This window comes from Arthrobacter globiformis, from assembly GCF_046536215.2.
Lineage (GTDB): Bacteria > Actinomycetota > Actinomycetes > Actinomycetales > Micrococcaceae > Arthrobacter > Arthrobacter globiformis_E.
Window position 1 is genome coordinate 4,387,407 of the sequence record NZ_CM143421.1, and the last position, 12,567, is coordinate 4,399,973.

Annotated in this window: 9 protein-coding genes; 7 read left to right on the forward strand and 2 right to left on the reverse strand. The window is 69.0% G+C overall.

The window, feature by feature from the left end; translation table 11 throughout:
* Positions 1–2: 2 nt before the first annotated feature.
* Complete coding sequence (locus R5O87_RS19895; RefSeq protein WP_410554916.1) at positions 3–1,280, reverse strand: MFS transporter; 1,278 nt, start codon at positions 1,278–1,280, stop codon at positions 3–5.
* Positions 1,281–1,421: 141 nt separating this feature from the next.
* On the opposite strand from R5O87_RS19895, the gene R5O87_RS19900 reads away from it, so the two are divergent.
* The 4 genes from R5O87_RS19900 to R5O87_RS19915 are packed head-to-tail and all read left to right on the forward strand — an operon-like array spanning position 1,422 to position 6,899.
* Positions 1,422–3,071, forward strand: coding sequence for a CYTH and CHAD domain-containing protein (locus tag R5O87_RS19900; protein ID WP_410554915.1), 1,650 nt, complete (start codon positions 1,422–1,424; stop codon positions 3,069–3,071).
* An 11-nt stretch (positions 3,072–3,082) separates the two neighbouring features.
* Positions 3,083–5,878, forward strand: coding sequence for a PEP/pyruvate-binding domain-containing protein (locus tag R5O87_RS19905; protein ID WP_410554914.1), 2,796 nt, complete (start codon positions 3,083–3,085; stop codon positions 5,876–5,878).
* A 22-nt stretch (positions 5,879–5,900) separates the two neighbouring features.
* Positions 5,901–6,167 carry a YciI family protein gene (locus R5O87_RS19910; RefSeq protein WP_462836343.1) on the forward strand — a complete coding sequence of 89 codons (267 nt, stop codon included), beginning with the start codon at positions 5,901–5,903 and terminating at the stop codon, positions 6,165–6,167.
* A 48-nt stretch (positions 6,168–6,215) separates the two neighbouring features.
* Positions 6,216–6,899 (forward strand): alpha/beta fold hydrolase, encoded by a 684-nt coding sequence (locus tag R5O87_RS19915; RefSeq protein WP_410554912.1) that lies wholly within the window; start codon positions 6,216–6,218, stop codon positions 6,897–6,899.
* A 53-nt stretch (positions 6,900–6,952) separates the two neighbouring features.
* Here R5O87_RS19915 and R5O87_RS19920 read toward each other — a convergent pair whose 3' ends face one another.
* The gene (locus tag R5O87_RS19920; protein ID WP_410554911.1) at positions 6,953–8,389 is read right to left on the reverse strand and encodes a PucR family transcriptional regulator; all 1,437 of its coding nucleotides are present in this window, start codon (positions 8,387–8,389) and stop codon (positions 6,953–6,955) included.
* A gap of 142 nt (positions 8,390–8,531) precedes the next feature.
* Between R5O87_RS19920 and R5O87_RS19925 the strand changes: the two genes are divergently transcribed.
* From R5O87_RS19925 to R5O87_RS19935, 3 genes are all read left to right on the forward strand, one after another.
* Positions 8,532–9,962, forward strand: coding sequence for an aminobutyraldehyde dehydrogenase (locus tag R5O87_RS19925; RefSeq protein WP_410554910.1), 1,431 nt, complete (start codon positions 8,532–8,534; stop codon positions 9,960–9,962).
* Between the two features lie 49 nt (positions 9,963–10,011).
* Positions 10,012–11,367 (forward strand): 4-aminobutyrate--2-oxoglutarate transaminase, encoded by a 1,356-nt coding sequence (gene gabT, locus R5O87_RS19930; RefSeq protein WP_331574554.1) that lies wholly within the window; start codon positions 10,012–10,014, stop codon positions 11,365–11,367.
* Between the two features lie 288 nt (positions 11,368–11,655).
* Positions 11,656–12,522: a universal stress protein gene (locus tag R5O87_RS19935; RefSeq protein ID WP_410554909.1), complete on the forward strand. Its 867-nt coding sequence runs from the start codon at positions 11,656–11,658 to the stop codon at positions 12,520–12,522.
* The last annotated feature ends 45 nt before the right edge of the window (positions 12,523–12,567 follow it).

Consider the following 12,567-nt stretch of genomic DNA (forward strand, 5'->3'; position numbering starts at 1 on the left):
TCCTACTCTTTCATTCCGGCGGTGCTCCCGGAGCCGGTTCCGGCAGCGCCTGTGCCGTTGGCGCTCACGCCGGCAGCCCGGCCGCTGCTGAGCAGGTGTGCCACGACAATCTGCACCAGCGCAATGACCAGAAGCAGGGCGATCGGCAGCGTCCAGCTGCCCGTCGCGCTGTGCAGCAGGCCCATGCCGAACGGCCCCACGGTGGCCAGGAGGTAACCGGTGGACTGTGCCAGCGTGGACAGGGCCGTGGTCTCGGCGGTGTTCCGGCCGCTGCGGCTGATGATCACCATCACCAGGGGGAAGATGCCCAGGCCGAAGCCCAGCAGTACCGCCGGGATGACGGCCAGTGAGACGGGAAGGACAAGAAGCGCGGCAATGCCGGCCGTCATGGTCAGGGTGGCCAGGTAGACGGCGGGGCGCAGCATCCGCGGCCGGGAACCGATGGCGATCAGCGTCATGCCGGCAGGGACCGAGACCAGCTGCATGACACCGAACATGAGGGCGCTGTCCGCCGGGCTGAGGCCCATGGTGGTGAGCATGTACGGGAACCAGCTAAGCAGCGCATAGGCGAGCAGTGCCTGCAGGGTGAAGATGCCGGTGAGCAGCAGCCCGGTCTTGGTGCGCAGCAGCGGCCACGGGGAGACATGTCCGGCAGCCTTCCGGACAGTGTTGCGGTGGGCGTGCAGCGTCACGGGCAGGAAGCCCAGGAACGCTGAGAGGGCGAGGATCCCGATGGTGCCCAGCCCGGCCGACGGCGACCCCAGCAGCTGCGACAGCGGAACCACGACCACCGCCATGACGGTGGCGCCGCTGGTCATGGTCACCGTGTAGACGGCCGTCATGAGCGAGGTGCGGGCGGCGAAGTGCTCCCGGATGAAGGACGGCATGGACACGTTGCAGACGGCCAGGCCGGACATCCCCACCACCGTGCCCACCACCAGCATGCCGGTGGTGGGAATGCCCCTGACCAACAGCCCGCCCGCCAGCATGCCGAGCGAGAGCAGGATGGCCTTCTCAACGCCGAGCTTCCCGGTCAGCCACGACGTCGCGGCTCCGGCGACCGCGAAGCACAGCGTTGGAATGGACGGGATGAGCGAGGCGACCAGCGGCCCGTAGCCCAGAACCTGCTGCAGATCGTGCAGCAGCGCCGAGGCGCCGGTGATGCCCGCCCTCAGGTTCAGGCCGATGAGGACCAGGGCAATAACGCCGGCGACGACGGCGGTGCGCGGCTTGGCCGGGTAGGTGGCAGCGGTCGGGGGTGCTGAAGAAGTAGTCGCCATTCCTTAACGTTAGACGTTTGACGTTTGATGTTTAGAACTTTGTGGGGAAACTCTCGCGGGCACCCCGGCCCGGGCATAGACTCAGGCCAGCAGGCGCATCGAGCGCAGCAACCCGGCAATGGGAAAGGACGCCGCCCAGCCATGACTGCCGAAGGCCTTGAAACGGAGAAGAAGTACGACGTCGACCCCGGAACGGTACTGCCCGACCTTGCCGCCATCGCCGGTGTGGGCAGCGTGGGTAAACCGCACGATGCCGAACTTGAAGCCGTCTATTTCGACACGGAGGACCTGGTTCTCGCCTCCCGCCGCATCACCCTGCGGCGCAGGAGCGGCGGAGCCGACGCCGGCTGGCATGTAAAGCTGCCACCGGATCCCGCATCCTCGTCCGAGGAGGGGCCGGGATCACGCCGGGAGATTCACGCCCCGCTGGGGCAGGCCGACGTCGTCCCCCCGAAGCTGCTGGCCCATCTGCACGCCTACCTGCGCGGATCGGATCCCAAGCCCGTGGCCCGCCTGAACACCCGGCGCACCACGCACCCGATCTACGGGGACGACGGCGTGCACCTCGCCGACCTTGTTGACGACACCGTGGAAGCTGAGCTTCTCCAGGGCGGGGGCGGGGGCGGGAAACCTGCAGGCCAGAAGCAGCAGTGGCGCGAATGGGAACTCGAGCTGGTTCACGGTCAGCCGGAGGTGTTCAAGGCAGCAGAAGCGGTACTGGCCGCGGCCGGTGCCCGGCCGTCAGCACACGAGTCCAAGCTCCGGCGCGCATTGGGGGAGGCGGCGCCAAAAACCGCCGGCGCGGCTGGACCTGAAGACACAGCCGCAACTGCCGGCGCGGCAAAGCAGCCCGGCGGCAGGAAACCGGGCAAGAAATGGCCGGTGTCCGCCGTCGTAAGCGCGTACCTGGCCGAACAGATCAGCGAAATTCTGGCAACCGACGCCCGGGTGCGGCTGGAGGAACCGGACGCGGTCCATGCGATGCGCTCGGCCGCGCGCCGCGTGCGGTCGGCCCTCGCGGTCTACCGGAAGCTCTACGGCAAGGGCGCCGTGGGCCGGCTGCGTGACGAGCTCAAGTGGCTGGGCCGGATCCTCGGCACGCCCCGCGACGCCGAAGTCATGCAGGACCGGTTGCGGACCCATGCGGACAAGCTTCCGCCGGGGCAGGGGACCGACGACGTGAAACAGCGGATCGAGCGGGAGCTGGGCGCGAGGCTGGACGCCGGTTACCGCAAGGCGCAGGAGGTGCTTCTGACCGACCGCTACTTCCGCCTCCTCGACGACCTCGAAGACTTCCGCGACCACCCGCCCGTCCGTCCGTCCGCCTCGGCACCCGCGCGCAAAGCCGCCCGCAAGCTGGTAGGCAAGTCCGCCAAACGGCTGCGCCGCGCCCACAAGTCTGCCCTGCGGGTCAAGGACGGGGTTGGTGAAAAGCCCGGCATGGAGCTCAAGGACGCCACGGCGCACGAAACCGCACTGCACCAGGTGCGGAAGGACGCCAAGCGGCTGCGGCATGCCGCCGAGACGGTGGATCCCGTGTTCGGCCGGCGCGCCGCCAAACTGGCCAAGGCAGCGCACAAACAGCAGACGATCCTCGGCGACCACCACGACAGTGTGATGGCGCGGATTTTCCTGGGGAAGCTCGCCGGCGGCCCCGACGTGCCGGAACCGGTGGACGCAGCCTACGGCTCGCTCCTGAAGCGGGAACAGAAGGTAGCTGCCAAGGCCGAAGCCAAGTACCGCAAGGCGCACCGGAAATCCCGGAAGGCCATCCGCCGCGGAGTGGGATAGCGGGCCGGCCGGTGGATGATCATACAGACCGGCATGCATCACGCCGGCGTCCGTCACGCCCAAACCCGTCACGCCCCTATCCGTCAGGCCCGTATCCGTCAGGCCCGGAGGACACCGTCATCAGCCTGGCCCGCGTGGACGCGGACATGGTGCCTGACGTGGGCGGCAAGGCCGCCAACCTCGGTGTGCTCCTGGCCGCCGGATTGCCGGTCCCGCGCGGCTTCTGCGTCACCACGGCGGCCTACCGGCTGGCCGCAGCGGCGGCAGGAGTGGATCCTTCCGGACCGGCGGAGCAGTCCCGCAACAGGCTGGCGTCGGCTTCATTGCCCGAGGGCGCTGTCGACGCGATCCTTGCCGCCTACGCTGACCTGGGCGGGGAAACCCCGGTGGCTGTGCGTTCCTCCGCCACCGCAGAGGACCTCCCCGAAGCCAGCTTCGCCGGCCAGTTGGACACATACCTCAATGTCGCCGGTCCGGATGCGCTGGTGGATGCGGTCCGCCGCTGCTGGGCTTCGCTGTGGACGGACCGGGCCGTGGCCTACCGCACCGATCACGGGATTGACCAGCGCTCGGTGGGGATCGCCGTCGTTGTTCAGGAAATGGTGGACGCCGAAGTGGCCGGGGTGCTGTTCACGGCGAATCCGCTGACCGGGCGGCGGAAGGAAACCGTGATCGACGCCGCGCCCGGTCTCGGCGAGGCGCTGGTCAGCGGGGCTGTGAACCCGGACCATTTCCGGGTCGACACCGCCACCGGTGAGATCCTCGAGCGCAGCCTCGGCGACAAGCTCATCGAAAGCCGGCCCGCGCCGGGCGGCGGGACCCGGCTGGTGCACCGGCAGGATCGCACTGGACAGGATGGTGTGGGGCAGTCCGGCGTTGGGGAGGATGCTCTGCGTGCGGCCTGCCTGACGGATGAGCAGGTCCGCTCGCTGGCCGAGGTCGGGACCCGGGCGGAGGAGCTCTACGGGGAGCCGCAGGACCTGGAGTGGGCCATCGGGCCGGACGGCGGGATCCGGGTGATGCAGTCACGCCCGATCACCACGCTGTTTCCGCTGCCCGAAGCTGACAACAACGACGGCGGCACCCGGGCTTACCTGTGCGCCAGCCTGCTGCAGGGGCTGACCCGGCCGCTGACACCGATGGGGCTGGCATCCTTCACGCTGATGAGCGACAGCTACCGGTCAGCCGGCGCCGGACCCGCCGCCTACCGTTCCGCCCAGATCGGGATGCGCATGTTTGTGGATGTCACGTCCCTGCTGCGGAGCAAGGGCGGGCGGCGCAGCCTGCAGCGGGCCATGAAGGTGGCCGATGCCAGGTCCGTGGATGTGCTGGCGTATCTGGCGGCCGACCCCCGGTTCGCACTCATCGCGGCACCGCCCAGGCTGGCGTCGCTGAAAGCGGGGCTGCGGGCCTCGCCGCCGTTTGGCCTGCTTGGGCACGTCCTGCGGGCGATGGTCAATCCCGCCGCCGCGCTGGCGCGGGTCAGCGAGGCGGACCACGACATGGACCGGTTGCTGGTGCTGCCGGAACCGGCCTCCGGCACCCGGCGGCTGGACTTCGTGGAACGCGTCCTCACCAAAGAGATCACGCCCGCCGTGATGGGCGTCCTGCCGCCCGCGGCCGCCGGGTACATCTGGCTGGGCCTGGCCCGGCTGCTGCTCGGCAGGCTGGTGCAGCCCGGCGAACTGCAGGCCGTATTGCGCGGCCTGCCGCACAATGTGACCACCGAGATGGACCTGGAGCTCTGGCGGACCGCCACCTCAATCCGGGAGGACCCGGAGTCAATCCGCGCACTGACCGGGGAAGACCCGCAGGTACTCGCCGGCCGCTACGCCGAAGGAACATTGCCCGCCGTCAGCCAGGGTGCGCTGAGGGGCTTCCTCGCCAGCTACGGGCACCGGGCCGTGGCCGAAATTGACCTCGGCGTTCCCCGGTGGGGCGAGGATCCCGCCCACATCATCAACGTCCTGGCCAACTACCTGAAACTGGCAGACCCGGCGCTCGCACCGGACCGGCTCTTCCGGCGGGCGGCAGACAACGCGGACGCCAAGGTTGCCGAGCTGGCGGCGCGCGCAACCCGGTCCAGGGGCAGGCTGTACGGCAGGATCGTTGCCCACAGCCTGCGGCGTGCACGGGAAACCGCAGGCATGCGCGAGTACCCCAAGTTTCGGCTGATCACGGCCTTCGCCGTCCTCCGCGGCCAGCTCCAGCAGGTGGGCGAGGAACTCGCCGGCGCCGGCCGGATCGCTTTGCCGGACGACGTCTTCTTCCTGGACCTCACCGAAGCGCGCGTCGCATTGCGGGGCGCGGACCTGCACGGACCCGTCGCCGCACGGCGCCGGAGCTACCAGCGTGAGCTGCGGCGCCGGCGCATTCCCCGCCTGCTGCTGTCCGACGGCACCGACGTCGAAGCGGCCATGGCCGCTGCCCAAGCCGCGACTTCGGCTGACGGCCGGCCGCAGTTGGGAACCCTCACGGGGGCGCCGGCCTCGGCCGGCACTGTCACTGGCAGAGCCAGGGTGATCCTGGACCCGGCCGGCGCGCACCTGGAGCCGGGCGAAATCCTCGTCGCCCCCTCAACCGACCCTGGGTGGACGCCGCTGTTCATGACCGCCGGGGCACTGGTCATGGAAATGGGCGGACCCATTTCGCACGGTGCGGTGGTGGCGCGAGAATACGGGATTCCCGCCGTCGTCGGTGTTCCCGACGCAACCGTACGGATCCGAACCGGGGACCCTGTCACTGTGGACGGTGCCGCGGGAACGGTTGTGCTGGACCTCTCCCGTGACTCCGACGGCGGCCGGTAGGATCGCGTCCATGGAATTCGTCGTGTTGTACAGCCTGCGCGAGGGCGTCGACCGCTCGCGCGTGATGGAGACATACCCCCGCCACAAGGCCTACTACGAGGAGTTCCGCGCCGGCGGCGGCGGGCTCGTCGCGCTCGGCCCGTTCCAGGCCCCCGACCCGGCTGGCTCATCAATGGGCATCTTCACCTCGCGCGAGGACGCCGAACGCTTCATCGCCGGCGACCCGTTCACCACTGAGGGTTTGGCTGAGTCCCGGATCCTCGACTGGAATGCAGTGCGTTTCGAGTAGGCGCGGGGGTCCTTCAGGGCCTCACTGACACGCGGCATAGGAGGGCATGTGAGCACTTTCGTTCTTGTCCCGGGCGCCGGGGGAGCGGGCTGGTACTGGCACCGGCTGGTTCCGGAACTGGAACGGCTGGGGCACCGGGCCATTGCGGTGGATATCCGCGAGGACGATCCCGGCCTGGGACTGCAGGACTACGCCGATATCGCCGTGGCGGCTGCCGGTGATCACCGGCATGTGGTCCTCGTGGGCCAGTCCCTGGGTGCCTTCACGGTCCCGGTTGTCGCGGCGCGGGTGCCGGCGGAGCTCATTGTCCTGCTGAACCCGATGGTCCCGCTTCCCGGTGAAACGCCGGGCGAGTGGTGGGAGGCCACCGGCCAGCCGCAGGCTTTGGAACTCAATGACAGGCTGAACGGGCGCAGCGGTGGTTTTGATGAGCGTGTGCACTTCCTGCACGACGTTCCCCCGGAAGTAGTCGCCGCAGGCGCCGGCGAGCAGCGCGCCCCATCCGGCACGCCCTTTGGGCAGCCCTGCGGGATCGACCGCTGGCCCGACGTTCCCACCAAGGTCCTGATTGGCCGCGATGACCGGTTCTTCCCGCCGGACTTTCAACGGCGCGTGGTCCGGGACCGGCTGGGCCTGGAAATTGACGAAATCCCGGGCGGACACCTGGTGGCCCTGAGCAATCCGGTGGAACTCGCCGGCCGGCTGGACGGCTATGCCCGCGGAATCGCTTGACCGGGCGGGCCGCTTGACCGGCCGAATCCGCTTGACCGGCGTGATGCTCCCGCTCAGCCGGCGTGCCGCGCGCCCAGCCTGGCGACCGCCAGGGCCAGCCACAGCTGCACCCGGTCGGCGGTGACTGAAGGGTCGTAGCCGGTGAGCTCGGTAATCTGCGCCAGCCGGTAGCGGACTGTGTTGCGGTGCAGCGTCAGGGCCTCGGCGACGGCGGCAACCGAGCCGTTGTTGTTCAGGTAGCTCTCCAGCGTGGCCATCAGCTCGGCGCCGTGGGCGGCGTCGAAGCTGCGCAGCGGGTCGAGTGACTCGTTCGCCATGTCCGCCAGCGGCACGTCCTCACTGGCCAGGAGCAGGGAGGTCAGGCTGAGCCGCTCAGGCTCGTTCACCGGCAGCCCGTGGCTGGCGGCGTCGCGCGCCTCGAAGTAGCTCCAGCGCAGGCCGTTCGGCTTGGTGTACGCACCGCCGATGCCGATCGTCGCGTGGATGCCCGCCTCGGCGAGATGGTCGCTCAGGCTCCGGGCCATCACCGTGGCGCCGCGTCCGTCGTCGGCCACCACCGTCACCAGGTCCTTTCCGACGACGGCGGTCACCGCGTTTTCCAGTGCCTGCGGCAGTGAGGAGCTGACCAACTGCTTGTGGTGCGCCTCGGAACCGGCCAGGATCACCACGTTCTTGCGCGTGCTGTTGATCCCGGTTCCGGCGAGGCGGCGCTGGGCCTCGCTGGGCTCAAGCGTCCCGTGGATCACGTCCTCGAGCACCTGCCCGCACAGCGCCCGCTCGGCCTGGCGCTGCTTGACCATGTTGTTGAGCTCCACGCTGATGAGGTTCTGCGCGTAGCCGATGATGCCGGAATCCTCGAACGGCTGCCTCACCCAGAGGGTGCAGGCGTCGCGGCGGCCCGTGGGGATGGGGTAGGTGGTCCAGGAGTCCGCGGACGGCGGCTCGCTGCCGCTGTTGTAGAGCTGGGCGGTGAACTGGGTGAGCGCGATCTCGGTGCGGAGCATGCCGCCCAGGTGCCGCAGGAGTTCGGCCAGGCCGCCGCCGGTCAGCAGCGCGCGGGCCAGGATCTGGTGCCCGGCGATCAGGCGCTCCAGTTTGGAGTAGTGGTCCGCGGACTGGGCGTCGGCCACGAGCTTGCTGATGGCGATGAACGGCGTGCCGTACGGCACTTCGACCACCGGCAGTCCCCACCGGTTCGCCTCCGCGATCAATGCCGGCGGAACGGCGTCGTGCGAGAGGCCTATGCCGAAGCCGATGCCCACCGCGCCGGCGCGCTGGACCTGGCGGACGAAGCGGCGCTGTTCGGGCGCACTTTTCATCCGCAGCCCGGTGGTCAGCACCAGTTCGCCGCCGTTGAGGAAGCGCTGCGGGTCCTCCAGTTCGGTGACCGCAACCCAGCGGATGTCCTGGTGCGAAGTGGTCTCCGCGAGGCTGGATTTCTTGAGTCCCAGAGACTGCACGGCCAGCAGCGCCGCGAGGGAAATTGCCATGGATCAAGGGTAGCGGGAGGCTGGCCGATCGCACTAAAGCACCGGTTCAAGGGTGTGCAGGTGGCTATTCCCCGCTGTGGGTGGCTGGAATAGGCTCGAGTCAGCCGCATCACACCATTCAGGACGAAAGAGGTTGTACACCGTGGTTCAAACCTTGCAGAACTTCATCAACGGAGAGTTCGTCACGCCTGCGGGCACGGGCCTGATCGACATCGTGAACCCCGTGACCGGCGACGTCGTGGCCAAGTCGCCCGTGTCCGTCGAGGCCGACGTCGACGCCGCCATGGCCGCCGCCAAGGACGCCTTCAAGTCCTGGAAGCACGTGACCCCCGGCCAGCGGCAGCTCATGCTGCTCAAGCTGGCCGACGCCATCGAGGCCAACAGCGACGAACTCGTCGACGCCCAGCACCGCAACACCGGCCAGGTCCGCTCCCTGATCGCCTCCGAGGAAGTCGCCGCCGGCGCCGACCAGCTGCGCTTCTTCGCCGGCGCCGCCCGCATCCTCGAAGGCAAGTCCGCCGGGGAGTACTTCGAAGGCCACACCTCCTTCGTCCGCCGCGAGCCGATCGGCGTCGTGGCCCAGGTCGCCCCCTGGAACTACCCGTTCCTGATGGCCATCTGGAAGATCGGCCCCGCACTCGCAGCCGGCAACACCGTGGTCCTGAAGCCGTCCGATACGACGCCCGAATCCACCCTGGTCCTGGCGCGCCTGGCCGCGGACATCCTGCCGGCCGGCGTCCTGAACGTCATCCTCGGCACCGGCGAGACCGGCGCAATGATGGTGGAGCACAAGGTCCCGGGCCTGGTGTCCATCACCGGGTCCGTCCGCGCCGGCATCGCCGTCGCCTCGGGCGCCGCGAAGGGCCTCAAGCGCGCGCACCTGGAGCTGGGCGGCAAGGCCCCGGCCATCGTCTTCAAGGACGCCGATATCAAGAAGAGCGCCGCGGCCATCGCCGAGTTCGCGTTCTTCAACGCCGGCCAGGACTGCACGGCCATCACCCGCGTGCTGGCTGAGGACTCCGTGCATGATGACCTTGTGGCGGCCATGGTGGAGCACACCAAGACCCTGCATACCGGTTCCCAGAACGACGAGGACAACTACTTCGGCCCGCTGAACAACGCCAACCACTTCAAGGCCGTCAGCGCCGTCGTCGATTCGCTGCCGGCGCACTGCCGGATCGAAACCGGCGGCCACCGCGCCGGCGAGAAGGGCTACTTCTTCGAGCCCACCATCGTCACCGGCGCCAAGCAGACGGACGACATCGTGCAGAAGGAAACCTTCGGCCCCGTCATCACCGTGCAGAAGTTCAGCACGGAGGCCGAGGCAGTCGAGCTGGCTAACGACGTCGACTACGCCCTGGCGTCCAGCGTCTGGACGTCCGACCACGGCACGGCCATGCGGCTGAGCCGCGACCTTGACTTCGGTGCGGTCTGGATCAACACGCACATCCTCCTCACCGCCGAAATGCCTCACGGCGGCTTCAAGCAGTCCGGCTACGGCAAGGACCTCTCCATGTACGGCGTCGAGGACTACACGCGCATCAAGCACGTCATGTCCGCACTCGACGCCTGACCAGCCCGTCGGTTCCCCGCGCCCCCTCCGCAGCAAAGAAAGAAACACCATGACCACCACTGCCAACGAAATCACCTACCGCCTCGAGCAGAAGCGCCGCGTCCAGGCCGACTTCCCGGGCCCGAAGTCCGTGGCCCTGACCGAACGCCGCAAGGCAGTGGTCGCCGCCGGCGTCGCCTCCAGCGTTCCGGTCTACGTCGCAGACGCCGACGGCGGCATCATCCACGACGTCGACGGCAACTCCTTCATCGACCTCGGCTCGGGCATCGCGGTGACCAGCGTCGGCGCGTCCGATCCCGCCGTCGTCGGTGCTGTGAAGGAGGCCGTGGAGCACTTCACCCACACCTGCTTCATGGTCACCCCGTACGAGGGCTACGTCGCGGTCGCCGAGCAGCTGAACAAGCTCACCCCGGGCACCCACGAGAAGCGCACCGTCCTGTTCAACTCGGGCGCCGAAGCCGTGGAAAACGCCATCAAGGTGGCCCGCCTGGCCACCGGCCGGGACGCCGTCGTCGCGTTTGACCACGCCTACCACGGCCGCACCAACCTGACCATGGCGCTGACCGCCAAGGCCATGCCGTACAAGACCAACTTCGGCCCGTTCGCGCCCGAGGTCTACCGCATGCCCATGAGCTACCCGTTCCGCGAGGAAAACCCGGAGATCACCGGTGCCGAGGCCGCCAAGCGCGCCATCACCGCGATCGAGAAGCAGATCGGCGGCGACCAGGTGGCCGCGATCATCATCGAACCGATCCAGGGCGAGGGCGGCTTCATTGTTCCGGCCGAGGGCTTCCTGCCGGCGCTGTCCGCCTGGGCCAAGGAAAAGGGCATCGTCTTCATCGCCGATGAGGTCCAGTCCGGCTTCTGCCGCACCGGCGAATGGTTCGCCGTGGACCACGAGGGCATCGTTCCGGACATCATTACCATGGCCAAAGGCATCGCCGGCGGCATGCCGCTGTCCGCCATCACCGGCCGCGCCGACCTGCTCGACGCCGTCCACCCAGGCGGCCTCGGCGGCACCTATGGCGGCAACCCCGTGGCATGCGCCGCCGCGCTGGCCTCCATCGGCTCCATGCAGGAGTACGACCTCAACGCCCGCGCCAAGCACATCGAGGAACTGTCCTTCGGCAAGCTGCGCGAGGTGGCCTCTGAAGTTTCCGTCATCGGCGACATCCGTGGCCGCGGCGCCATGCTGGCCATCGAGCTGGTCCAGGCCGGTTCGAAGGAACCCAACCCGGAGCTCACCAAGGCCGTTGCCGCCGCCTGCCTCAAGGAAGGCGTCATCATCCTCACCTGCGGAACCTACGGCAACGTCATCCGCCTGCTGCCGCCTCTGGTCATCAGCGACGAGCTGCTGCTGGACGGCCTGGAGGTGCTCGCCGCGGCCATCAAGGCCAACGCATAGTTCCACTCCGCTTTTAGCGCGAACTGGCAGGTAATGCCCTCAAAACGCTCCGGACAGGTCATTTGCTGCCAGTTCGCGCGTTGACGGAAGTACGACGACGGCGGGCCGGGTACCAAAAGGTGCCCGGCCCGCCGTCGTTGTTGCCGCCGTCGTTCTCCCCGCCGCGGTTCTGCCCACCTGCTGCAGCGCCGCGGTAGAGTCATCCTCACCACTGCACTTCACGCCGCAGGCCGGTAGGCGCCGCCGGAAAACGGACGCCGGCCCGCACTACCCAAAGAGGGGTTTCGCATGCGATACGTAGTCGGCTACACACCCACCGAGCGTGGCGCGGACGCCGTCGCCCTCGCCACCTCGCTGGCCCTGGCCCAGGGCGCCGAACTGGATCTGGTCTATGTGGTGAAGCCGGGCACGCCGTACGTGGCCCTGAACCCGGAGGGCAGCCGGGTCAGCGCCTCGGAGCAGGAGGTGCTGACGGCGGAACGGGAGGGCCTGGCCCTGGTTCCGGAGGGGCTGCCCGCGAGATTCCATGTGCGGGAGGCCGATTCCTTTGCCGGCGGGCTCATCGATGCGGCGGTGGAATACGACGCCGGACTCATCGCGGTGGGCGCCGCCAGCGCCGGCCTGTTCAAGCGCTACACGGTGGGGTCTGTGGCCAACGCGCTGCTGCACGCCTCGCCGGTTCCGGTGGCACTCGCGCCGCGCGGCTACCAGCGGACGGCGCCCGTCACCCGTCTGACCCTGGCCGTGGGGCAGCGGGCCGGCGCCGAGGCCGCCATCGAGACCGCCATCAGGGCAGCGAAGCGGCGAGGTGTGCCGCTGCGCTTAGTGTCGCTTGTGGAGCTCGACGCCGCCGGTGACGCCGGGGAGGCGATCAACGCCGCGCACATCCACGCGAACACGGTCCTGACGGCGGCGTCCGGGAAGGTGCCGGCTGGTCACGAAGTCGGCGTAGCGGTGGCCCACGGCCGCACCATCGAGGAAGCCATCGACGGGCTCGAATGGGACGACGGCGAGATCCTCATCGTGGGATCCTCGCGGCTGGCCGAGAAGAACCGCATGTTCCTCGGCAGCACCGCCAACAAGGTGCTGCGGGCCCTGCCGGTGCCGATGGTGGTTGTGCCGCGCGACTACGACCGCGCGGACTCGGCCCCCTAAGCGGCCGCCGCCTGAGCGCGAACGGGCAGTTGCGGCCCCGCCGCG

Bases quoted from the DNA above. Each gene is read 5' to 3' on its own strand.
- R5O87_RS19920 (WP_410554911.1), bottom strand. From the start codon at position 8,389: ATGGCAATTTCCCTCGCGGCGCTGCTGGCCGTGCAGTCTCTGGGACTC.
- gabT (WP_331574554.1), top strand. From the start codon at position 10,012: ATGACCACCACTGCCAACGAAATCACCTACCGCCTCGAGCAGAAGCGC.
- R5O87_RS19900 (WP_410554915.1), top strand. From the start codon at position 1,422: ATGACTGCCGAAGGCCTTGAAACGGAGAAGAAGTACGACGTCGACCCC.
- R5O87_RS19895 (WP_410554916.1), bottom strand. From the start codon at position 1,280: ATGGCGACTACTTCTTCAGCACCCCCGACCGCTGCCACCTACCCGGCC.
- R5O87_RS19935 (WP_410554909.1), top strand. From the start codon at position 11,656: ATGCGATACGTAGTCGGCTACACACCCACCGAGCGTGGCGCGGACGCC.